Raw genomic sequence first — 21,382 nt, forward strand, 5'->3', positions numbered from 1 at the left:
CCGACCACCGCGCCGGTCGGCTTGTCGTTGATGTAGAAGTTGCCGGCCGCGTACCGCATCCGCTCGGCGACCGCCTCGACCACCCGCCGGTCGTTGGCGAAGATCGAGCCGGTCAGCGCGTACGGCGCGATCGACTCGGCCTGGGTGACCACGTCGTCGAAGCGGGCGTCGTCGAAGACGTGCACGCCGAGGATCGGGCCGAAGTACTCGGTGGTGAACGTCTCGTGCGCGAGGTCGCTGCACTCGAAGAGGGTGGGCCGGACGAAGTAGCCGACCGAGTCGTCGGCGGTGCCGCCGGCGAGGATCCGGCAGGTGTCGTCGTCGGAGATCAGCTCCAGGGCGGCGGTGTGCCGGCTGAACGCCTTCTCGTCGATCACCGCGCCGCCGAAGTTGCTGAAGTCGGTGACGTCGCCGTAGGTCAGCGACTCGGTGGTGGCGGCCAGCCGGTCGCGCAGCCCGCCCTCCCAGAGCGAGCGCGGCACGTACGCCCGCGAGGCGGCCGAGCACTTCTGGCCCTGGTACTCGTACGCGCCCCGGATCAGGGCGGTGTGCAGGGCGTCGACGTCGGCGCTGGTGTGCGCGACCACGAAGTCCTTGCCACCGGTCTCGCCGACCAGGCGCGGGTAGCCCCGGTAGCCGGCGATGTTCTCGCCGACGGTCCGCCACAGGTGCTGGAAGACCTTGGTGGAGCCGGTGAAGTGGATGCCGGCCAGGTCCGGGTCGGCGAGGACGACGTCGGAGACCTCCTCGCCCCGCCCGGTGACCATGTTGATCACGCCCGGGGGCAGGCCGGCCGCCTCGAACAGCCGCATGGTGAAGTGCGCGGCGAACTGCTGGGTCGGGCCCGGCTTCCAGACCACGGTGTTGCCGAGCAGGGCCGGGGCCGAGGGCAGGTTGCCGGCGATCGCGGTGAAGTTGAACGGGGTGACCGCGTAGACGAAGCCCTCCAGCGGGCGGTGGTCGAACCGGTTCCACACCCCCGGCGACGACACCGGCTGCTCCTCGAGCAGCCGCCGGGCGAAGTGCACGTTGAACCGGAGGAAGTCGATGAACTCGCAGGCCGAGTCGATCTCCGCCTGGACCACGGTCTTGGACTGGCCGAGCATGGTGGCGGCGTTGAGGGTGTCCCGCCACGGGCCGGCGAGCAGCTCGGCGGCGCGCAGGAAGATCGCGGCCCGCTCCTCGAACGGCAGCGCGCGCCACATCGGCGCGGCGTCCTTGGCGGCCTTGACCGCGGCGCGGGCGTCGTCGTGGGTGGCGTGGCCGGTGACACCGAGCACGTGGGCGTGCTTGTGCGGCTGGACGACGTCGATCGACTCGCCGCCGGCCATCCGCTGCTCGCCGGCGATCGTCATCGGCAGCTCGATGCGCTCGGCGGCCAGCTCGGTCAGCCGCCGCTGCAGCCGCTCCCGGTCGGCGCTGCCCGGCTCGTAGGTGCGTACCGGCTCGTTGCGCGGCTCGGGTACGGAGAACACGGCGTCCATCACAGGCTCCTGTGCGATCTCGACGGCGGTGGCGAAATCGGACCCGCGGGCACCGACCGGACGGCCGGACACCGGGCACCGCGCGGTGAGGCGTCGCGGCGGCGGGACCTCCGGCGATTCTCCCACGCCCCGCTCGGGCCGATCGCACGCCGCCCGTCCGGAAACCAAAGATCGGGAAGGCCCCGGCCCGCACCGGGCGCCGATCCGTACCCGAAAGGCCCTCGCGGCCGAAGAAAAGCAGGCCGGCCACCGGGCAGCGGGCGCGCGGAGCCGGCCCGTCCGGGCGCGTACGCTGGATGACCGGTGACCTGCCCCGGCCCGCCGCCACGGTCGGCCGCCCGCCGAAGGGGAGACGATGAGCAAGCAGCCCGGCAGTTCGACGGCCGCGGAGCCGGACCAGCCGGACACCGCCGACCCGGTCGACGAGGCCGCACCGGCGGCCGAGGCGCCCCGCCCGGCCCGCGCCCCCGGCGCACCCGTGCTGGCCCTGCTGGCGGTCGGTTGGCTGGCGGCGATGCTCTGGTCCACCCGCGAGGCGATCAGCTCGGCGGCGGCCGGCCTGACCGCGATCAGCCTCTCCGCCTTCGCCCTGCCCGGGGTCATCTCGGCCGCACTGGTGGCCGGGGCCGCGGTCTCCCTGGCGGTGACCGGGCTGCTGGCCCGGCGGGGCACCGACCGGGCCACCCTGCGCTTCCTGGTGGCGGTCGGCACCGGCCTGCTGGTCGGCCTCGCCGCCGCCGTGACGATCAACCTGACGTACGCCGACAACGCGACCACCAACACGATCGCCGGCACCAGCGCCGCCGCGGCCATCATCGGCGGGGCGCTGGCCGGGGCCCGCGACGCCGCCCCGGTCGGCGCGGTCGTCACCGCCGCCCTGGGCACCCTGCTCTTCGTGGTGGCGTTCAGCCGGGCCCGTGACCCGCTGTTCGACCTGTTCGGCGCCGACGGTTCCCAGGCCTCGCTGGTGAGCGCCGCGAAGTGGGTCTCCCGCACCGAGTCGCTGCTCGCCGGGCTGCTGGCCGGGCTGCTCGCCTTCGGCTACCTGGTCTGGGCCCGCCGCCGGGCGTGGCGCCACGACCCGGCGACGCCCGCGCTGCGCTGGCCGGCGTACCTGGTCGCCGGGGCCGGGCCGGGCCTGCTCCTGCTGCTCGCCGAGGTGATCATCCGGGTCGGCGGGCGGTCCCTGCTCGACCTGGCCGGCGCGCTGAGCGAGGCGGACGCGGTCGCCCAGACCAGCCTCGGCACCTCACGGGTGGACAACGGCATCTGGGTGCTCTTCGTGGGGGCGCTCACCGCGCTGGTCGCCTTCGGCCGCACCCTCGGCCCCGCGCCGCGCGACGACGAGCCGGAGCCGGTCGAGGACTGAGCCCGGCGGGCTCGCCTCAGGAGGCCGCGCGGAGCAGCAGGTCCAGCTCGGAGGGGTCGTACCACTCCAGCTCGTGGTCCTCGGCGCCGTCGACGGTGAACTGGGCGTCCGGGTCGCCCGCCACGGCCTCGGCCACCACCTCGACGGCCGCGGCGACGTCGTCCACCGCATCCGCCCCGTCCACGTGCAGCGCGGCCACCGAGGTCACCGGCACCGGCTGGTCGAGCCGGACGGTGCTGGAGCCGAGGTCGCCGTCGCCCCGGCCGACCGTCGAGGGGGGCAGGTCCACCGAGACGACCACTCGCCGCCGGGGCGCGGCCGGGTCCTCGCGGAGCAGCTGGAGAGCGTCCTGGGCGGCGCGGGTGAACGCGACGTACTCCAGCTCCTCCTCGTCGCCCTCGGCGTACCACTCGCGCAGGGCGGGGGTGACGGCGTGCGCCTTGCCGGCGGCCAGCCCCTGCTCCCGCAGCCGGGCCAGCATCGGCACGGTCGCCGGGACGTACACCCGGACCAGCTCGTCGCTCACCGTCGTATCCCCCGATCGTTCGCGCACCGGCGGGTCTGCCGGTCCCGGGCGCAGATCATGCCGTACGCCGAGACCGTCATACACCTCGCACCGGCGCAGTGGAAGTTGCCGCACCGCGCCACCGGCCCGGGTGATGCTGGGCCACTTCGGCCGGCGGTGGCAAACTGAGGCAAACGACGCCAACACCGGGGGTTATCCGTGGAGCCGAGGTTTCTCCTGCTCTCCGACGTGGCCACCGAGCTGAACGTGTCGGACTCGCAGGTCTACCACATGGTGCGCAGCGGGGAGCTGCCCGCGATCAAGATCGGTGGGCGCGGCCAGTGGCGCGTCGAGCGCGCCCGGCTGGAGGAGTACATCCAGCGCAAGTACACCGAAACGGCCGAGTGGGTGCGCGGCAACCCCCTCGCCGACCGCGACACCGAGTAGCCACCCCGATGCAATCAGCCATTGACGGCGGGCACTGCCATGCCCGAGGATCGAAGCCTGTCGGAGGCAAACGAAGGCAAACGCATCGATCCAAGGGGTGAGCACCATGGTCGACTCTCGCCGTCCCGGGCCCTCCCGGCCCCCGGTCCGGCTGCGCCCCGCCCCGGTCAGCGACCCGCCCTACGTCGACGAGTCACCGGATCTCTGGCCCCGCCCCACCGGCCAGCTCGCCCTGGACCTCTTCGGCGCGACACACCAGATCCCCGGGCGCCCGCCCGGCCGCCGGCACGACTCCCGCCCCGGGCCGCCGCGGCCCCGCTCCGGCCCGCCGCCCGACGCGCTCGCCACCGCCACGCCCGAGGCCACCCGCGCCGCCCAGCGGTTCGTCGCCACCTTCCTGGAGATCCTCAACGGCTACCGCCCACCGGGTCAGCTCCGGGCCCTGGTCGAGCCGGGACGGGCCGCCGAGGTGACCGAGCAGCTGGCCCGCGCGTCCGCGCGCACCGGCCCGCTGCGCCGCCGGTCCAGCCGGGCGGCCGTGCACCTGCGCCGGCTGCGGGTCTGCGAGCCGCGGGCGGCGGCGGTCGAGGCCGCCGCGGTGCTCGCCGGTGCCGGCCGGAGCTGGGCCCTGGCGGTACGCCTGGAACACCGCCGGGGCGGCTGGCTCTGCACCGCCCTGGAGGTGCTCTGACCCCGCGCTGCACGGCCGAGGTGGCCCGTTGCACCGCTAACGCCGCTGGCACCCGCCGTGGCGGTGCGCCGACCCCGGCCCCGGTCCCGAGAACGGCGAGAGCCGCGGCCCCGAAGGACCGCGGCTCTCGTCGTGCCGACTCGGCGGGGCCGGGCCCCGCCTCAGGATCAGGCGCCGCCGTTGGGCGCGCCGTGGCAGCGCTTGTACTTGCGGCCGGAACCGCACGGGCAGGGCGCGTTGCGGGACGGGCCGGCTTCGGCCTCACCCTGCGCGGGCCCTCGGCCGGCGGCGCGAGCCGCGGCGGCCTGACCGCTCGTACCGGCGCCCACCGGGCGGCGCGGAGCGGCGGGGCGGGGCGGGGCGTCCGAACGCCCGACGCCGAGCGCCGGCGCCTCCTGCTCGGGCCGCTCCACGACGACCGCGCCGCGGCCGGCCTCGCCGTCGACGGTCGGGGCGGAGTACTGCAGGCCCTGCTGCTGCGGGGCGCGGCTGAGGCCCTTGGCCCGGATCTCGACCGGCTTCTCCAGGAGCTGGACCTCCTCGGCCTCCGGCTCCGGCTCCTGGACCTGCACCTCCAGGTTGTAGAGGAAGCCGACCGTCTCCTCCTTGATGCCGTCCATCATGGTGGCGAACATGTCGAAGCCCTCGCGCTGGTACTCGATGACCGGGTCGCGCTGGGCGTACGCCCGCAGGCTGATGCCCTCCTGGAGGTAGTCCATCTCGTAGAGGTGCTCGCGCCACTTGCGGTCGATGACCTGGAGCAGCACCATCCGCTCCAGCTGGCGTACCGCCTCCTCGCCGAGCTGCTCCTCACGCCGGTCGTACGCGGCGTGCGCGTCCTCCTTGAGGCGGGCGAGCAGGAAGTCGGCGTCGATGGCGGCGCGGGCGCCGCCAGCCTCCTCCTCCATCTCCTCGATGGTGACGCCGACCGGGTAGAGCTGCTTCAGGCTGGACCAGAGCTGCTCCAGGTCCCAGTCCTCGGCGTAGCCCTCGCTGGTGGCGCCGGTGACGTACGCGGTGACCGTGTCGTCGATCATGTTGCGGACCTGGTCGGAGAGGTCCTCGCCGTTGAGCACGCGCAGCCGCTCGGCGTAGACTACCTGACGCTGCTTGTTGAGCACCTCGTCGTACTTGAGGACGTTCTTGCGGATCTCGGCGTTCTGGCCCTCGATCTGCGCCTGCGCGCTCTTGATCTGGCGGGTGACCATCTTCGACTCGATGGGCACGTCCTCCGGGATGTTGAAGCGCTCCATCACCGCCTCGACGGCGCCGGCCCGGAAGCGCTTCATCAGCTCGTCCTGCAGCGACAGGTAGAACCGGGACTCGCCCGGGTCGCCCTGCCGGCCGGCACGACCACGCAGCTGGTTGTCGATCCGGCGGGACTCGTGCCGCTCGGTGCCCAGCACGTAGAGACCGCCGGCCTCGGCGACCTCCTCGGCCTCGGTCTCGCAGGCCTGCTTCCAGGTCGGGAGGACCTCCTCCATCGCCTTGGCGTACTCCTCCTCGTTCTCCACCGGGTCGAGGCCGCGCTGGCGCAGCTCGCTGGTGGCGAGGAACTCGGGGTTGCCGCCGAGCAGGATGTCGGTGCCCCGACCGGCCATGTTGGTGGCGACGGTGACCGCGCCCTTGCGGCCGGCCTGAGCGACGATCTCCGCCTCGCGGGCGTGGAACTTCGCGTTCAGCACCGAGTGCGGGATGCCGCGGCGGCGCAGCAGCTGGGAGAGGATCTCCGAATTCTCCACGGAGACGGTGCCGACCAGCACCGGCTGGCCCTTCTCGTGCCGCTCGGCGATGTCCTCGATTACCGCGTTGAACTTGGCCCGCTCGGTCTTGTAGATGACGTCGGGGCGGTCCTGGCGGACCATCGGCCGGTGCGTCGGGATGGTCACGACGCCGACCTTGTAGACCTTGTTGAACTCGCCCGCCTCGGTCTGGGCGGTACCGGTCATGCCGGAGAGCTTCTCGTAGAGGCGGAAGTAGTTCTGGAGGGTGATGGTGGCCAGGGTCTGGTTCTCCTGCTTGATCTCCACCCCCTCCTTGGCCTCGATCGCCTGGTGCATGCCCTCGTTGTAGCGGCGGCCGTGCAGGATGCGGCCGGTGAACTCGTCGACGATCAGGACCTCGCCGTCGCTGACGATGTAGTCCTTGTCGCGCTTGTAGAGCTCCTTGGCCTTGATCGCGTTGTTGAGGTAGCCGACCAGCGGGGTGTTGACCGACTCGTAGAGGTTGTCGATGCCGAGCCGGTCCTCGACCTTGGCGACACCGCGCTCGGTGACCGCGATGGTGCGCTTGGCGTAGTCGACCTCGTAGTCGCCCTCGCCGTCCTTGCCGGGCTGGAGCCGGGCCACCACGCCGGCGAACTCCTGGTACCAGCGGGCGGAGTGCTCGGCCGGGCCGGAGATGATCAGCGGCGTGCGGGCCTCGTCGATGAGGATCGAGTCGACCTCGTCGACCACGGCGAAGTTGTGACCGCGCTGGACCAGCTCGTCGCGCGACCAGGCCATGTTGTCGCGCAGGTAGTCGAAGCCGAACTCGTTGTTGGTGCCGTAGGTGATGTCGCACTCGTACGCGGCGCGGTGCTCGGCGGCCGGCCGGTTGGGCAGGACCACGCCGACGGTCAGGCCGAGGAACTCGTGCACCCGCCCCATCCAGGCGGCGTCGCGCTGAGCCAGGTAGTCGTTGACCGTGACCACGTGCACGCCCTTGCCGGAGAGCGCGTTGAGGTAAACGGCCATGACCGAGGTCAGGGTCTTGCCCTCACCGGTCTTCATCTCGGCGATGTTGCCGAAGTGCAGCGCCGCGCCGCCCATCACCTGGACGTCGTACGGACGCTGGCCGAGCACCCGGGCGGCCGCCTCGCGGACCGTGGCGAACGCCTCCGGCAGCAGGTCGTCGAGGGTCTCACCGTCGGCGAGCCGCTCCCTGTACTGCTCCGTCAGGCCGCGCAGCTCGTCGTCGGTGAGGTTGACGTAGTCGTCCTCGATCGAGTTGACGGCGGCGGCGATGGCCTTGAGCCGACGCACCATACGGCCCTCGCCGGCGCGGAGGACCTTTTCCAGAATCGACACGGATCAACGCTCCCCTAGACAGTCTCGAACCATCGTAGGCGCTCCATCGGCGCGATGGTCACTGGTGGCGGCGGACCGGCCCGACGAAACCGACATATCACGCAGGCAGTGCCACTGCCGGCGGTTATCCGGTTACGCCCACCGCGAACGGTCCGGCACGATGGCTCGGGTGGAGCCTGTGGAGATCATCGAGGACGGACTGCTGCTGCGCCCCTGGCAGGCAGGCGACGCGGACGCCGTGCACCGCGCCTGTCAGGACCCGGACATCCAGCGCTGGACCACCGTACCGCGCCCGTACCTGCCGGAACACGCCCGCGGCTTCGTCAACGGGATCGCCCCGCTGGCGTGGGCCGAGGGCACCGGGGCGCCGTTCGCGGTCTGCGACCCGGACACCGGCGAGCTGCTCGGCTCCTGCGGCCTCGTCTCGATCGACCCGGCCCTGGCCTCCGGCGAGGTCGGCTACTGGACCGCGCCCTGGGCGCGCGGCCGGGGCGTCGCCGTGCGCGCCACCCGGGCGGTCGCCCGCTGGGCCTTCGACGCGCTGAAGCTGCGCCGGCTGGTCTGGCAGGCCGAGGTCGGCAACCACCACTCCCGGCTGGTGGCGCTGCGCGCCGGCTTCCAGGTCTCCGGCGAGCTGCGCCTGGCCCACCGGGCCGAGGGCGGGCGGGCAGAGGGCTGGATCGGCTCGCTGCTCCCCGGCGAGGTACCCGCGCCGGGCGAGCCCGGCCCGGCCGGTCCGGACACCCTCGACGCCCGCCGGGCCGCCGTCCTCGGTCGGCCGCAGCCCGTCCTCTTCGCCACGGCCGGCGACACCGAGCTGCGGCTGCGCCCGATGGAGGAGCGTGACCTGGACGCAATCGTGACAACCTGCCAGGACCTCGACACGATCCGGTGGACCACCGTGCCGCATCCTTACGAGCGCAACGATGCCGAGGGGTACCTCGACTACTGCCGGACCAACTGGGCGCGCGGCACCAGCGCATGCTTCGTCATCGCCGACGCCGACGATGCCTACGCCGGCACCATCGACCTCCGCTTGAGCCTGGCCGACCCGCTCCTGGCCGACGTGGGCTTCATGACCGCCCCGCACGCCCGCGGCCGCGGCTGGATGCCGGCGGCACTCGCCGCGCTGACCGCCTGGGGCTTCACCACGCTGGGCCTGGCCCGGATCGAGTGGAAGGCGAACGTCGGCAACACCGCCTCGCGACGGGTCGCCGAGAAGGCCGGGTTCACCGTCGAGGGCACCGCCCGGGGCGCTCTGCAGCACCGCGGTGAACGGTGCGACGCCTGGGTGGGCGCGCTGCTCGCCGAGGACGTGACCTCGTGACCCCCGAGGTCGTCGAGGCGGACGGGGTGCGGCTGCGGCCGACCCGCCTCGACGACGTGGCCGACACCGTCGCCGGCTGCGCCGACCCGCTGACGCAGCGGGGCATCGCCGGCATGCCGCACCCGTACACCGAGGAGACCGCCCACTGGTGGATCACCGAGGGCGCGCCCGCGGTCTGGGCCGCCGGCGGCGCCGCGTACGCGATCGCGGACCCGGCCACCGACCGGCTGCTCGGCAGCATCGGCCTGAGCCAGCCGGTGCCGGCCCGGGGCCAGGCGGAGATCGGCTACTGGGTGGCGCCATGGGCGCGCGGCCGGGGCGTGGCCACCGCCGCCACCAGCGCGCTGGCCCGGCACGCCTTCGCCGCCGGCACGGCCCGGCTGGAACTGCTCACCCACGAGGAGAACGCGGCGAGCATGCGGGTGGCGATCGCCGCCGGCTTCCGGTACGAGGGGGTCCGCCGGGCCGCGAACCCGACGCGCGGCGGCGGGCGCCACGACCTGTGGGCCTGGGTACGCCTCGCCGACGACCCCGCCGGCCCGGCGCCCCGGGCGCTGCCCGACCTGCCCGACGACCGGCTCACCGACGGCGTGGTGACGCTGCGTCGGCTGACCCCGGCGGACACCGACGCGCTGTACCGGCTGCACACGCTGCCCGAGGTGGTGGCGAACCGGGTACGGCCCGTCCCGCCGACCCGGGCGGCGATCGCGCGGCGCTGCGCCGTCGCGGAGAGTGAATGGCTGGTCGGCAGCGCGGCCGACTTCGCGCTCTGCGACGCGCGGACCGGGGAACTGGCCGGCGGCTGCGCGATGAGCTACGACGAGCCGGCCACCGGCCAGGCGATGCTCGGCTACAGCGTGCTGCCCGAGGCGCGCGGCCGTGGGCTGGCCACCCGGGCGGTGCGTCTGGTCGCCGACTGGGCGTTCGGGCCGGTCGGCCTGGCCCGGCTCTGGGCCGGTACCGCGCCGGACAACGTCGGCTCCCAGCGGGTGCTGGAGCGGGCCGGATTCCTCCGGGAGGGGCTGATGCGGGGCCGGCTCCCCGCCCGGGACGGGGTCCGGACGGACACCGTGCTGTACGCGCTGCTCGCCGGCGATCCGCGCTGAACGCGCCGCGGCCACGGAGCCGGGGTGGGTGGAACCCCCCGCGACTCCGTGACCGGCTACGAGGGGTGGACAGGGGTCAGGTGTCGAGCGCGATGATGCCGTAGTCGTACGCGTGCCGCCGGTACACGACGCTCGGGCGGCCGGACTCCTTGTCGTGGAACAGGTAGAAGTCGTGTCCCACCAGTTCCATCTGGAACAGGGCGTCGTCCACGGTCATCGGTTCGGCGGGGTGCACCTTGGCCCGCGCGAGGTGCCAGGGCTGGTCGTCGTACTCGTCGGCCGGCTCCTCGGCCCGTTCGGCCACCGCGGTGGCCGTGGCGCCGGACGGCGCGGCCAGCTCGGCCACCGGCAGACCGGCGGTGGCGGCGGCGACGGAGATGGGCGCGTGCCGACCCCGGTGCACGCGGCGGCGGTCGGCCGCCCGGCGCAGTCGGGTGTCCAGCTTGGCGATGGCAGCGTCCAGCGCGCTGTAGAAGTCGTTCGTGCAGGCCTCCGCCCGGATCACCGGCCCCCGGGAGACACAGGTGATCTCCACGCGCTGGCAGGTGTCGGACTGGCGGGGATTGCGTTCGTGGAACAACTCCACGTCAACGCGGATGAGCTTGTGGTCGTAGCGTTCGATTTTTGCGAGTTTCTCAGCTACGTGCACCCGGTAATGGTCCGGCACTTCGACGTTTCGGCCCTTGACCACGATGTCCACGTGACCTCCCTTTTTCGGATGGTCGTCTGATCTTCAATCCGGTCGACCGACCTCGGGAGCATCCCTACGGCGTCGACCGGTCAGGTACGGCTACGCCTCCTTCCACCGCCGGGGGTGGGTTTGAAACCTCCTACCCCCGACAGCAAAACGCTAACTCTTGTTCGCCCGGCAGTCACCCCCAGTTGCCGAGAACCCTCAGGAAATTCACACCTCCTACACCAAGGGGTGAAACGGAAACACGAAGCGTCACCAATGGTGCCGTTTTTGCGTTGCGGCGAGCACCGCCGCCGCGTTTGGCGTTATTCCCGAAGCGCGCAATGTGCGGGCCATCGCCGCCAGCGTCGCCCCGGTGGTGAGGATGTCGTCCAGCACCACCACGCTGCGGTCGCCGGCCGCCCGCCCGCCGCCGACCGCCCGCGGCCGGAACGCCGACGCCGCCGCCGCGGCCCGTCCGGCGCTGTCCAGCGCCACCCAGTCCGGCCGGGGCAGCGCCCGCAGCGGGCGGGCCGTCCGCACGTCCCAGCCCGCCCCGCGCAGCCGCCGCGCCGCGTGCCGGGCCAGCCGGCTCAGGTGGTCGCCGTAGCGGGACCGGGCCGCTGCCGCCGTGTCCGGTACCGGCACCAGCAGCACCGGCCGCGCCGGGCCCACCGCCGCGGCCACCACCTCCGCGAGCAGCGCGCCCAACGGCCCGGCCAGACCGTGCCGGCCCCGTTCCTTGTACGCCAGCAGGGCCTCCCGCAACGGCCCGCCGTACGGGCCGAGGGCGTGGCAGGGCGGCAGGTCGGGCGGGGCGGGGGTGGGGCGCACCGGACCGGGGCGCAGCGCCTGGAGCCCGGCGGCGCAGTCCGGGCAGAACCCGCGCCGGCTCGCCGACCCGGGTCGACGGCAGCCGGCGCAGCCGGTCGGCAGCAGCAGGTCGGTCAGGTCCGCCCAGAGCCCGCCGCCGCCCCGCACCACGCGCTCAGTACAGGAAGAAGGGGGCGGTCGGGCTGCCGGGCCGGACGCCGGCCGGGGGCGGCGTCACCTCCAGCACGTGGTCGCGCCGGATGGTGTCCGGCGAGGGGTAGCGGTAGGCGACCCCGTTGGCCTCGTACATGATCAGCGCGCTGGGCAGCCGCACCACCGGGTTCGTCGGGTACGCGGTCAGGTGCGTCACCCGGGCACCCACGTCGGCCACCAGCGGGGTCTCCAGCGCGCCGTCGATGCTCACCTGGTAGACCGCCGAGCGATCGGCCGTACCGGCCACGACAAGGGTGTTCTCCGCTGCCCAGTCCACCGCCGACAGGTCGCGCAGCGAGGTGGCCACGGCGCGGGCCGGGCCGACCGACACCACGCCGCCGTCCAGGTTCACCGCCGCCAGGTGGAGCCGGCCACCGACCACCAGGGCCAGCCGGTGCCCGTCCAGCGAGCCGGCCACCGCCGTCACCGGGCCGGGAACGCTCAGCGGCACCGGGACCGTCCGGCCCCGGTCGTCGAAGCGGTGGAGCTGCCCGTCGGCGACCACCAGCCCGTACGGCTGGCCCGGGTCGAGCGAGCGCAGCCACACCGGCCGGCCGATCGCGCCGAACGTCCGCGTACCCGGGGTGACCCCCTGCACCGGGTCGGTGCCGTACCCGACGGCCAGCCGCTGCCGGCCCCCTGGGGCGCCGACGACCAGCGCGGCGAAGATCCTGTCCCCGGCCCGGCTCAGCCCGGCCGAGACGACGTTGCGGTTGTCGCCCGGCAGCAGCGGCACGACCCCGCTCGCCTCGCCGGGGAAGGTCAGCGCATGCACCGCGCCGTCGTAGACGGTGAAGCGCTGCGGAGTGTCGTCGATCGGGTAGAGCGGGTGCGCCAGGCGGTGCTGCTCGAGGTCGGCGATCGCCACCCGGGACTGGTTGCGGGTGGTCAGGTGGAGCCGGCCGTCCAGCTCCGGCAGGGACCAGGCGAGCTGGATGCCGATCTTGCCGAGCTCGCGGCTGTCGTCACCCGGCAGTTCGAGGGTGACCTCCCAGCGCCCGTCTGTCTCGATCGCGTTGTTGATCAGCGCGGTACGGTCCGGCAGGGGCCGGGCACCCGGGCGCAGCCACTCCGACGGACCGGCGATCAGCCACTTGACCACCTCGCTGACCCGCCGCTCCTCGGGCACCGCCAGCGGCAGGTAGCGCTGGTCGGCGACCAGCCGGGTCTGGTTGGAGTTCCAGAAGTAGACCGCGGTGTCCTGGTAGTACTGGCGCAGCGCCACGTCGCTGAGCAGCAGCACGTTGGGCGGGTCGGTGACGAAGAGCCCGGCCTCCTCGGTGCCCTGCTGCCCGGGCGAGACCGCCCCGCGCAGGGTGAACCGGTACTCCCGCTCGGTCGCCACCGGGGGAGCCAGGACGCCGTTGGAGCGCAGCACGCCGATCTGCTGCACCGGCAGCTTCACCGAGAACAGCCCGTTGGCGTTCTCGGTGATCACCGGGTCCTCGGTCAGCCGGACCACGTTGATCGCGACCTCGCTGCCCTGCTTGTCCTGCAGGCGGCCCTTGTTCTCCGGGGCGATGAACTGCTTGACCCGCGCGTACGCCCGGTCCGGCTCGCCGGCGGCGGCGGAGAGGAAGTTGCGGACGAACGTCTCCCGGTCGGTGCCGGCGGCCGTGCGCGCGGGCGGCTCGTTGCGGCTGAAGCTGGACGCACCGGCCTCCACCGCCGGCCCGGACCCGTCCACCTGCACCTCGGTGTTCTCCGGGATGCCGCAGCCGGCCACCGCGAGCAGCGCGCCGCAGAGCGCGCCGGCCAGCGCCCGCCCGCGCCGGGCCGCCATCCGCACGATCACGGCGCCACCCCTGTTCGGTCGTCGTCGGTGGCCGGGGCGGGCCCGACGGCCAGGGCGCCATCGCCGGCGGGGCCGATCGCCAGCAGCTCGCCGGGGCGGGGGCCGCCGAAGGGCAGGGTGGCGTCGGCCGGCACCAGACGCAGCGGTGAGGTGGTGAGCCGGTCCCCGGCGCGGGCCGGCAGGGTGAGCCGGAACTGCGCGCCCTGCCCGGGGGCGCCCCACGCCTCCAGCCAGCCGCCGTGCAGCCGGGCGTCCTCCAGGCTGATCGACAGGCCCAGGCCCGTCCCGCCGGTCTGCCGGGCCCGGGACGGATCGGCTCGCCAGAAGCGGTTGAACACCAGCTTCTCCTCCCCCGGCTTGAGCCCGATGCCGTGGTCGCGCACGGTGATCGCGACGGCGGTCTGGTCCATCCCGAGGGTGATCAGCACCGGCTTCGCCTCGCCGTGCTCGACCGCGTTGCCGACCAGGTTGCGCAGCACCCGCTCGACCCGCCGGGGGTCGACCTCGGCGATGACCGGCGTGGTCGGCACGTCGAGGTGGATGGGCACGCCCACCCGCTCGGCCAGCCCGGCCAGCCGGTCGGCGACCCGGTGCACCACCGGCACCAGGTCGGTCGGCTCGGCGTCGAGCATGGCGAAGCCGGCGTCGAAGCGGCTGATCTCCAGCAGGTCGGTGAGCAGCTCCTCGAACCGGTCCAGCTCGGCCTGGAGCAGCTCGGCGCTACGGGCGACGGCCGGGTCGAACTCGTCGCGCTCGGCGAAGATCAGGTCGGCGGCCATCCGGACGGTGGTGAGCGGGGTGCGCAGCTCGTGCGACACGTCCGAGGTGAACCGGCGCTGCAACCGGGACATCTCCTCCAGCCGGAGGATCTGCCGTTGCAGGTTGGTCGCCATCTGGTTGAACGAGGCGGCCAGCAGGGCCAGGTCGTCCTCGCCGTTGACCACCATCCGCTGGTCGAGCAGCCCGGCGGAGAGCCGCTGGGCGGTGCGGGCGGCGACCCGTACCGGCGTCACCACCAGGCGGGTGACCAGGGCGGCGAGCAGGCCGAGCAGCAGCACCAGGGCCACGCCGGTGGCGAGCACGGTGGCCCGGGCGTCGGCGGCGGTGGCGTCCTGCCGGGTCAGCGGCACCAGGTAGTAGAGCTCCAGCTGGCCGAAGCGGGTGGGCACCGGCGAGCCGTACACCAGGTACTTGGTCCGCTGCCCGCCGAGCCGCCCGGTGCGGATCTGGTGGGCGACCTTGCCCTCCGCGACGGCGGCCCGCAGCTCCCGGCTGATCAGCGGCCGGACGTCCATCGCCGGGGAGGTCCGGGTCCCGATGATCCCCGCGTAGCTGTCGGCGGTGATCGCCACGACCACCCCGCTGGTCTGCTGCGGGTCACCCCCGGCCAGGTAGTTGACCGTGCCCTCGATGGTGTCCTGGAGCTGGGCCTCCTGCGGCTGGCTGTAGAGGTTGAACTGCTTGGCCGAGTAGTCGCTGCCGCTGCGCAGCCGCAGCAGCACGTCGGTCTGCGCGTTCTCCACCAGGATGTTCGTGATCTTGTTGGCGATCAGGTAGGCGAAGCCGCCGACCAGCAGGCTGGAGACCACCAGCGTGATGGTGACCACCCGCACCTGCAACGACCGGCGCCAGGTCTGGTGCAGGCCGGCGGCCAGGCCGAGGCCCTGCCCTACCAGGGCACGGCAGAGCACCCGCGCGGCGGGACGCCAGCCGGCGGGGGTCCGGGATGGGGTGGTCGGGGAGCTGGTCACGGTGCGACCAGGCTATCCGGTACCCGCCTTGTAGCCCACGCCCCGAACGGTGAGGATGATTTCCGGTCGCTCCGGATCCGGCTCGATCTTGGCGCGCAGCCGCTGCACGTGCACGTTCACCAGCCGGGTGTCGGCCGCGTGCCGGTAGCCCCAGACCTGCTCCAGCAGGACCTCGCGGGTGAAGACCTGGCGCGGCTTGCGAGCGAGCGCGACCAGCAGGTCGAACTCCAGCGGCGTCAGCTTCACCTCCTCGCCGTCCCGGCTGACGGTGTGGGCCGGCACGTCGATGGTGATCTGGTTGCCGGGCGGCCCGATGGTCAGCATCTCCGGGGCGACGTCCTCGCCGCGCCGCAGCCGGGCCCGCATCCGGGCCACCAGCTCCTTGGGCTTGAACGGCTTGACCACGTAGTCGTCGGCGCCGGACTCCAGGCCGAGCACCACGTCGACGGTGTCGCTCTTGGCGGTCAACATGACTATCGGTACGCCCGATTCGGTCCGGATGGCCCGGGCCACGTCGATACCGCTCATACCGGGCAGCATCAGGTCGAGCAGGACGATGTCGGGTCGATTGTCCCGGAACGCGGCCAGTGCCCGTTCCCCGTCGGCGACGAACGAGGGCAGGAAACCCTCGCTGCGCAGCACGATGCCGAGCATCTCGGCGAGCGCGGGGTCGTCGTCGACCACCAGTACCCGGGCTCTCATGGGATTTATGTTTCCATCCCCGTTCAGTTCGGTGGGATCGGCGTCACCCGGCACGGTACTGCCGTGGGTGGTGTCACCGCACGTCCCACGCGGAACACCGCCGTTGAAGGTCATCTGCTCCGGGCCGCCTGGCGTGCGGGTCCACCCGATCGGACGGGGCGTGTCACCATGATCCCCCGGGCGCGCCGCCGCCCGCCACCGCCACCGGTCAGGAGCAGGAGTACGCGTGCCCGACGTCGGCCCGACCGCCGTGCTCCCGAGGCGCCCGCTCACCGTCGGCGAGCTGCTGGACTCGGCCGTGCTGCTGCTGCGTACCCAGGGCCGGCTGCTGCTCCCGCTGGGCCTGCTGCTCGCCGTCGCCGAGCAGGTGCTGCTGTACCCGCTGCGGCTGGCCGCCGACGTCGAGCCGCCCACCTGGCTGCTGCGCGGGGACGGGTTCGCCGCGCTGTGGTTCCTGCTGGCGCTGGGCGCGGCGAGCGAGGCGGTGATCGTCACGCTGCTCGGCAACCCGGCCGCCCGGGCCGCCGGCGCCGCCCTGCTCGGCCGCCGCGCCGGGGTACGCGAACTGCTCCGCCCCCGCGGGGCCCGCTACGGCGCCACCCTGCTCCTGGCGTTCCTGGTCGGCCTCGTCGTCATGCTCGCCGGCCTGCTGGGCCCGGTGTGGTTCGTCGCATACGCCCTCTTCGGCTCCGTGGCCGCCGCCCTGGCGGTCGACCGGGTGCCGGTGGAGCGAGCGGTCGGCCGCGCCGCGCAGCTCGCCGTACGCGGCGGCGCGCAGGCCGGCGCCGTCCGGCTGCTCGGCTACCTCGGCTGGTGGATCCTGCGGGTCGGCCTGGCCCTGGGCGCCCTCACCGGGCTCGACTCCTTCGACCTGGTCGACCTCGACGACCAGGCCCTGGCCCACGTCGCCGCCATCACGGTCTGGGCGGGCGTGAACACCGTCGCCTACCCGGCGCTGGCCTGCCTGGACGCGGTGCTGCACCTGGACAACCGGATGCGCACCGAGGGCCTCGACATCCGGCTCGCCCGCTCCCCCGCCGGCCTCGCCGAGCCCGTCCTGCTGGCGGCCGACCGATGAGCTTCAGCCGCTGGTGGACCGAGACCACCGCCGCGCTCGGCGACCTGCTGCCGCTGCCGCTGGCGGCGCTGCTGCTCCTGCTGGCCGCCGCGCTGGCGGCGCTGGCCTGGTACCACTGGCCGGCCTGGGTGCCGCGCCGGCTGCCCCGCCTCCGGCTCCGGCTGCCCCGCCTCCGGCTGCCCCGGCTGCGGTTCCGGCTGCCCCGGCTGCGGCTGCCACGGTGGCGGCGGCGTCGCCGGGCGCGACCGGCGCGACCGGCCGCCGAGGTGCCGGAGCTGCCCCGGCCCCGGAAGGCGGCCGAGCCGCCCCGCGGGCCGGCGCTCTCCCTCGCGGACCGGCTGGCCGCCGAGGGCCGCTTCGCCGAGGCGGTCCGGGAACGGCTGCGCGGCATGGTCCGCCGGCTGGTCGCCAGCGGGGCGGTCGAGCAGCGCCCCGGCATGACCATCGCCGAGCTGACCGAGGCGGCGGCCCGGAACCGTCCCCCGGTCGACCCGGCGCTGCGCGCGGCGGGCGCCATCTTCTCCGAGCTCTGGTACGCCCGGCGGGCCGCCTCGGCCGAGCACGACCGGCGGATGCGGGAGCTCGCCGACGAACTGGACCGGGTGCTGGCCGGCGGTCCCGAGGAGCCGCGATGACCGCCACCGCCGCACCGCCGGTCGCCCCCGTGACCGTCCCGCCCCGGCGGCGACGCCGCCGGCACCGGCTGGCGCTGCCGTTCGCGCTGGCCGCCGTGCTGCTCACGGTCACCGTGGTCACTCACGCGATCGACCAGCCGGACGCCACCGACCGGGGCTTCCTCTCCCCGGTGGCGACCGGCGACGACGGCGGCAGCCGGCTGGCCGAGGCGCTGCGCGGGCAGGGCGTCACCGTGCAGCGGGAGACCGACACCCTGCGGGCCCTGCTGGCGCTCGACACCGGGCCGGCCACCCTCTTCGTACCGGTGCCGCAGCTGCTGCACCCGGACACCGTCGGCGCGCTGGCGAAGCTGCCGGCCGGTCGTCGGCTCGTCCTGGTCGACCCGTCGCTGCCGGTGCTGGAGGCGGTGGACCTGCCGGTGGTGCAGGCCGACCGGCGCTGGGCCACCCGGGCCGTCGCCCCGGACGCCGACGGGGTGCCCTGCCCGCTGCCCGAGGCCACCCGAGCCGGCACCGCCGCCGCGCAGCTGCAGCGGTACGCCCCGCCCCGCGGCTTCGCGGCCACCCTGAACACCTGCTACTCCGGCGGGCTGGTCCACCTGCCCTGGACGGCCGACGTGGTGGTGATCGGCGCCAGCGACCCCTTCCGCAACGACCGGATCGGCGAGTGGGGCAACCGGACGCTGGCCACCGGGCTGCTCGGCGGCCACGGCCGGGTGGTCTGGCTCGACCTGGACGGCCCCGCCCCGCCCCCGCACTTCGGCACCGGCACCGGCACCGGCGAGCCGGCCTGGTCACCCACCCCCGGCGGCTCCACCACCTACGACGGCGGCACCGGCGAAGGCGGGCGGCCCGGCGACGGCGACCCGGGCGGCTCCGGGGAGCCCGGCGACGGCTACCCGGGCGGCCCCGGAGAGCCCGGCGACGGCGACCAGGAGCAGGAGCAGGCCCAGCCGCCGGAGCGGCAGAACCCGCTCTGGGCGGCGTTCCCCGCCTGGTTCTGGGCGCTGCTGGTGCAGCTCGCGCTGGCGGCGCTGCTCGTGGTGCTCTGGCGGGCCCGCCGGCTCGGCCCGCCGGTCGCCGAACCGCTGCCGGTGCGGATTCGTTCGGCCGAGACGGTCCTCGGCCGGGCGCGGCTCTACCAACGTGCCCGCGCCCGCGGCCCGGCCGCCGACACGCTGCGCGCCGCCGCCCTCGACCGGCTGTCCGCCCGGCTCAACCTGCCCGCCACCATCCCGCCCACCGAGGTGGCGGCGCTGGTCGCCGCGCGGGCCGGCGGCACCCCCGACGAGGCGCACGAGCTGCTGTACGGCGCCGAGCCCTCCTCCGACGCCGAACTGCTGGCGCTGGCCCGGTCGCTGGACCGGCTGACCCGTACGGTCACGGCACCCCCCGACCACCCGACCGAAGGAGACCACCGGTGACCCACCCCGTCGCGCCCGCCCCGACCGCGACCGCCGGCGCGGACGACGCCCGCGCCGCCCTGCACCGGCTGCGCGCCGAGGTGGCCAAGGCGGTCGTCGGGCAGGACGCCGTGGTCACCGGGCTGGTGATCGCGCTGCTCTGCCGGGGGCACGTGCTGCTGGAGGGCGTACCGGGGGTGGCCAAGACGCTGCTGATCCGGACCGTCGCCACCGCGCTGGAGCTGGACTCCAAGCGGGTCCAGTTCACTCCCGACCTGATGCCGGGCGACGTCACCGGGTCGCTGATCTTCGACCCGCACACCGCCGCCTTCACCTTCCGGGAGGGGCCGGTCTTCACCAACCTGCTGCTCGCCGACGAGATCAACCGGACCCCGCCGAAGACCCAGTCGGCGCTGCTGGAGGTCATGGAGGAGCGGCAGGTCTCCGTCGAGGGCGCTCGTCGGCCGCTGCCCGATCCGTTCATCGTGGCCGCCACCCAGAACCCCATCGAGTACGAGGGCACCTACCCGCTGCCGGAGGCGCAGCTGGACCGGTTCCTGCTCAAGCTCACCGTGCCGCTGCCGACCCGGGACGAGGAGCTGGGCGTGCTGCGGGCCCACCACGCCGGCTTCGACCCGCGGGACCTGGCCGCCGCCGGCGTACGGCCGGTGGCCACCGCCGCCGACCTGGCCGCGGCCCGGGAGGCGGTCGGCCGGGTGTACGTGGCCGAGCCCGTCCTCGGCTACATGGTGGACCTCTGCCGGGCCACCCGGGCCACCCCGGCGCTGGAGCTGGGCGCCTCGCCGCGGGGCGCGACGGCCCTGCTCAACACCGCCAAGGCGTGGGCCTGGCTGGCCGGGCGGGACCACGTCACCCCGGACGACGTCAAGGCCACCGCCCGGCCGACCCTGCGGCACCGGCTGCGGCTGCGCCCGGAGGTGGAGCTGGAGGGCGTCGGGGTGGACGCGGTGCTGGACACGGTGCTGGCCACCGTGCCGACGCCGCGATGACCTGGCGGGCGGCCGTCCTGCTGCTGGGGGGCGCGCTGACCCTGCCGGCGTGGCCGGACCCGTTCCTCGGGGTCGCCGCGATGACCGGCGCGGTGCTGCTGCTCTGCGCCCTGGACTGGGCGCTGGCCGCGCCGCTGCACGCGGTCACCGCCACCCGCGAGGGCGACCGGACCGTCCGGCTCGGCGGCACCGCCACCGTCGCGCTGCGCCTCGTCAACACCTCCGGCCGCACGCTGCGAGCCCAGGTCCGCGACGCCTGGGTGCCCTCGGCGGGGGCACTGCCGGACGTACCGCCGGAGCGGGTCGTGCCGGTGGCGGCGGGCGGCGTCGCCCTGCTGCCCAGCCGGCTCACCCCGACCCGGCGCGGCGACCGGCCCGCGGTGGCCCTGGCGGTGCGCTCGCTGGGCCCGCTGGGGCTGGCCTTCCGGCAGCGCGCCGGGCGGCCCGCCACCCCGGCCTGGACGCTGCGGGTGCTGCCGCGCTTCGACTCCCGGCGGCACCTGCCGGAGAAGCTCTCCCGGCTGCGCGTGATCGACGGCATGCAGGTGACCCGGGGGCGCGGTCAGGGCACCGAGTTCGACACCCTGCGCGAGTACGTGGTCGGCGACGACGTCCGCTCGATCGACTGGCGGGCCAGTGCCCGCCGGGCCGACGTGCTGGTACGCACCTGGCGGCCGGAGCGGGACCGCCGGCTGGTCTGCGTGCTGGACACCGGCCGCACCTCGGCGGTGCGCGTCGGCGACGAGCCCCGGCTGGACACCGCGATCGACGCGGCGCTGCTGCTCACCGCGCTCGCCGCCCGGGCCGGCGACCGGGTCGACCTGATCGCCGCGGACGCCGCGATCCGGGCCACGGTGACCGGCAGCGGACGGCCGACGCTGCTCGGCAAGCTGGTGACCACGCTGGCACCGCTGCAGCCGGCGCTGGTGGAGACGGACTTCGAGCTGATCGTCGGGGAGATCCTGCGCCGGGAGCGGCAGCGCAGCCTGGTGGTGCTCTTCACCGCGCTGGAGGCGGGCGCGCTCGGTGAGGGGCTGCTGCCGGTGCTGCCCCGGCTGGCCGCCCGGCACCGCGTGGTGGTGGCGGCCGTGCACGATCCGGTGCTCACCCGGCTCACCACCGCCGCGCCCAGCCGCCCCGAGGACGCGTACGCGGCGGCGGCCGGCTGGCGTGCGCTCGCCGAGCGGGACCGCGTCCGCGCCGCCCTGGCCCGCTACGGCGTGACGGTCGTCGACGCCCCCGCAGACCGCCTCGCCCCCACCCTCGCCGACACCTACCTCCGCCTCAAATCCCTAGGCCACCTCTAACCCCC

Annotated in this window: 18 protein-coding genes; 10 read left to right on the forward strand and 8 right to left on the reverse strand. The window is 74.6% G+C overall.

The window, feature by feature from the left end; translation table 11 throughout:
• On the reverse strand, nucleotides 1-1,484 hold a 1,484-nt coding region (pruA, locus tag ACSNN7_RS24070; RefSeq protein ID WP_436683205.1), incomplete at its 3' end, for an L-glutamate gamma-semialdehyde dehydrogenase.
• Between the two features lie 355 nt (nucleotides 1,485-1,839).
• On the opposite strand from pruA, the gene ACSNN7_RS24075 reads away from it, so the two are divergent.
• Nucleotides 1,840-2,853 (forward strand): hypothetical protein, encoded by a 1,014-nt coding sequence (locus ACSNN7_RS24075; RefSeq protein ID WP_436683206.1) that lies wholly within the window; start codon nucleotides 1,840-1,842, stop codon nucleotides 2,851-2,853.
• A gap of 16 nt (nucleotides 2,854-2,869) precedes the next feature.
• On the opposite strand, the gene ACSNN7_RS24080 is transcribed toward ACSNN7_RS24075, so the two are convergent.
• On the reverse strand, nucleotides 2,870-3,379 hold the full coding sequence (locus ACSNN7_RS24080; RefSeq protein WP_436683207.1) for a DUF6912 family protein: 510 nt from the start codon (nucleotides 3,377-3,379) through the stop codon (nucleotides 2,870-2,872).
• A gap of 198 nt (nucleotides 3,380-3,577) precedes the next feature.
• Between ACSNN7_RS24080 and ACSNN7_RS24085 the strand changes: the two genes are divergently transcribed.
• Nucleotides 3,578-3,805, forward strand: a complete 228-nt coding sequence (locus ACSNN7_RS24085; protein WP_334451801.1) for a helix-turn-helix domain-containing protein — start codon at nucleotides 3,578-3,580, stop codon at nucleotides 3,803-3,805.
• Between the two features lie 106 nt (nucleotides 3,806-3,911).
• Nucleotides 3,912-4,496: an Rv3235 family protein gene (locus tag ACSNN7_RS24090; RefSeq protein WP_436683208.1), complete on the forward strand. Its 585-nt coding sequence runs from the start codon at nucleotides 3,912-3,914 to the stop codon at nucleotides 4,494-4,496.
• Nucleotides 4,497-4,663: 167 nt separating this feature from the next.
• On the opposite strand, the gene secA is transcribed toward ACSNN7_RS24090, so the two are convergent.
• Nucleotides 4,664-7,564: a preprotein translocase subunit SecA gene (gene secA / locus ACSNN7_RS24095; protein WP_436683209.1), complete on the reverse strand. Its 2,901-nt coding sequence runs from the start codon at nucleotides 7,562-7,564 to the stop codon at nucleotides 4,664-4,666.
• Nucleotides 7,565-7,724: 160 nt separating this feature from the next.
• Between secA and ACSNN7_RS24100 the strand changes: the two genes are divergently transcribed.
• Nucleotides 7,725-8,891, forward strand: a complete 1,167-nt coding sequence (locus ACSNN7_RS24100) for a GNAT family N-acetyltransferase (protein WP_436683210.1) — start codon at nucleotides 7,725-7,727, stop codon at nucleotides 8,889-8,891.
• Complete coding sequence (locus tag ACSNN7_RS24105; protein ID WP_436683211.1) at nucleotides 8,888-9,997, forward strand: GNAT family N-acetyltransferase; 1,110 nt, start codon at nucleotides 8,888-8,890, stop codon at nucleotides 9,995-9,997. The genes ACSNN7_RS24100 and ACSNN7_RS24105 overlap by 4 nt, the downstream gene beginning before the upstream one ends.
• Before the next feature lie 76 nt (nucleotides 9,998-10,073).
• Here ACSNN7_RS24105 and hpf read toward each other — a convergent pair whose 3' ends face one another.
• The 5 genes from hpf to mtrA form a co-directional block, all read right to left on the reverse strand.
• Entirely contained in the window at nucleotides 10,074-10,697 is a 624-nt protein-coding gene (hpf, locus tag ACSNN7_RS24110; protein ID WP_436683212.1) for a ribosome hibernation-promoting factor, HPF/YfiA family, read from the reverse strand.
• A 246-nt stretch (nucleotides 10,698-10,943) separates the two neighbouring features.
• Nucleotides 10,944-11,609, reverse strand: a complete 666-nt coding sequence (locus tag ACSNN7_RS24115; protein WP_436683217.1) for a ComF family protein — start codon at nucleotides 11,607-11,609, stop codon at nucleotides 10,944-10,946.
• Between the two features lie 49 nt (nucleotides 11,610-11,658).
• The gene (locus ACSNN7_RS24120) at nucleotides 11,659-13,479 is read right to left on the reverse strand and encodes an LpqB family beta-propeller domain-containing protein (RefSeq protein WP_436683218.1); all 1,821 of its coding nucleotides are present in this window, start codon (nucleotides 13,477-13,479) and stop codon (nucleotides 11,659-11,661) included.
• An 8-nt stretch (nucleotides 13,480-13,487) separates the two neighbouring features.
• On the reverse strand, nucleotides 13,488-15,182 hold the full coding sequence (gene mtrB, locus ACSNN7_RS24125) for an MtrAB system histidine kinase MtrB (RefSeq protein WP_436683219.1): 1,695 nt from the start codon (nucleotides 15,180-15,182) through the stop codon (nucleotides 13,488-13,490).
• A gap of 72 nt (nucleotides 15,183-15,254) precedes the next feature.
• Complete coding sequence (gene mtrA / locus ACSNN7_RS24130; RefSeq protein ID WP_154939275.1) at nucleotides 15,255-15,944, reverse strand: MtrAB system response regulator MtrA; 690 nt, start codon at nucleotides 15,942-15,944, stop codon at nucleotides 15,255-15,257.
• Between the two features lie 226 nt (nucleotides 15,945-16,170).
• On the opposite strand from mtrA, the gene ACSNN7_RS24135 reads away from it, so the two are divergent.
• From ACSNN7_RS24135 to ACSNN7_RS24155, 5 genes are read left to right on the forward strand one after another with little or no spacing between them, the layout of a single operon-like run.
• Nucleotides 16,171-17,022 carry a hypothetical protein gene (locus ACSNN7_RS24135; protein ID WP_436683213.1) on the forward strand — a complete coding sequence of 284 codons (852 nt, stop codon included), beginning with the start codon at nucleotides 16,171-16,173 and terminating at the stop codon, nucleotides 17,020-17,022.
• The gene (locus ACSNN7_RS24140) at nucleotides 17,019-17,657 is read left to right on the forward strand and encodes a DUF4129 domain-containing protein (protein ID WP_436683214.1); all 639 of its coding nucleotides are present in this window, start codon (nucleotides 17,019-17,021) and stop codon (nucleotides 17,655-17,657) included. Before ACSNN7_RS24135 ends, ACSNN7_RS24140 begins: the two co-directional genes overlap by 4 nt.
• Complete coding sequence (locus tag ACSNN7_RS24145) at nucleotides 17,654-19,081, forward strand: DUF4350 domain-containing protein (RefSeq protein WP_436683215.1); 1,428 nt, start codon at nucleotides 17,654-17,656, stop codon at nucleotides 19,079-19,081. Before ACSNN7_RS24140 ends, ACSNN7_RS24145 begins: the two co-directional genes overlap by 4 nt.
• A 59-nt stretch (nucleotides 19,082-19,140) precedes the next feature.
• On the forward strand, nucleotides 19,141-20,070 hold the full coding sequence (locus ACSNN7_RS24150) for an AAA family ATPase (RefSeq protein ID WP_436683220.1): 930 nt from the start codon (nucleotides 19,141-19,143) through the stop codon (nucleotides 20,068-20,070).
• Nucleotides 20,067-21,377: a DUF58 domain-containing protein gene (locus tag ACSNN7_RS24155; RefSeq protein ID WP_436683216.1), complete on the forward strand. Its 1,311-nt coding sequence runs from the start codon at nucleotides 20,067-20,069 to the stop codon at nucleotides 21,375-21,377. Before ACSNN7_RS24150 ends, ACSNN7_RS24155 begins: the two co-directional genes overlap by 4 nt.
• Nucleotides 21,378-21,382: the final 5 nt, after the last annotated feature.

This window comes from Micromonospora sp. URMC 105 (genome assembly GCF_051386295.1).
GTDB lineage: Bacteria > Actinomycetota > Actinomycetes > Mycobacteriales > Micromonosporaceae > Micromonospora.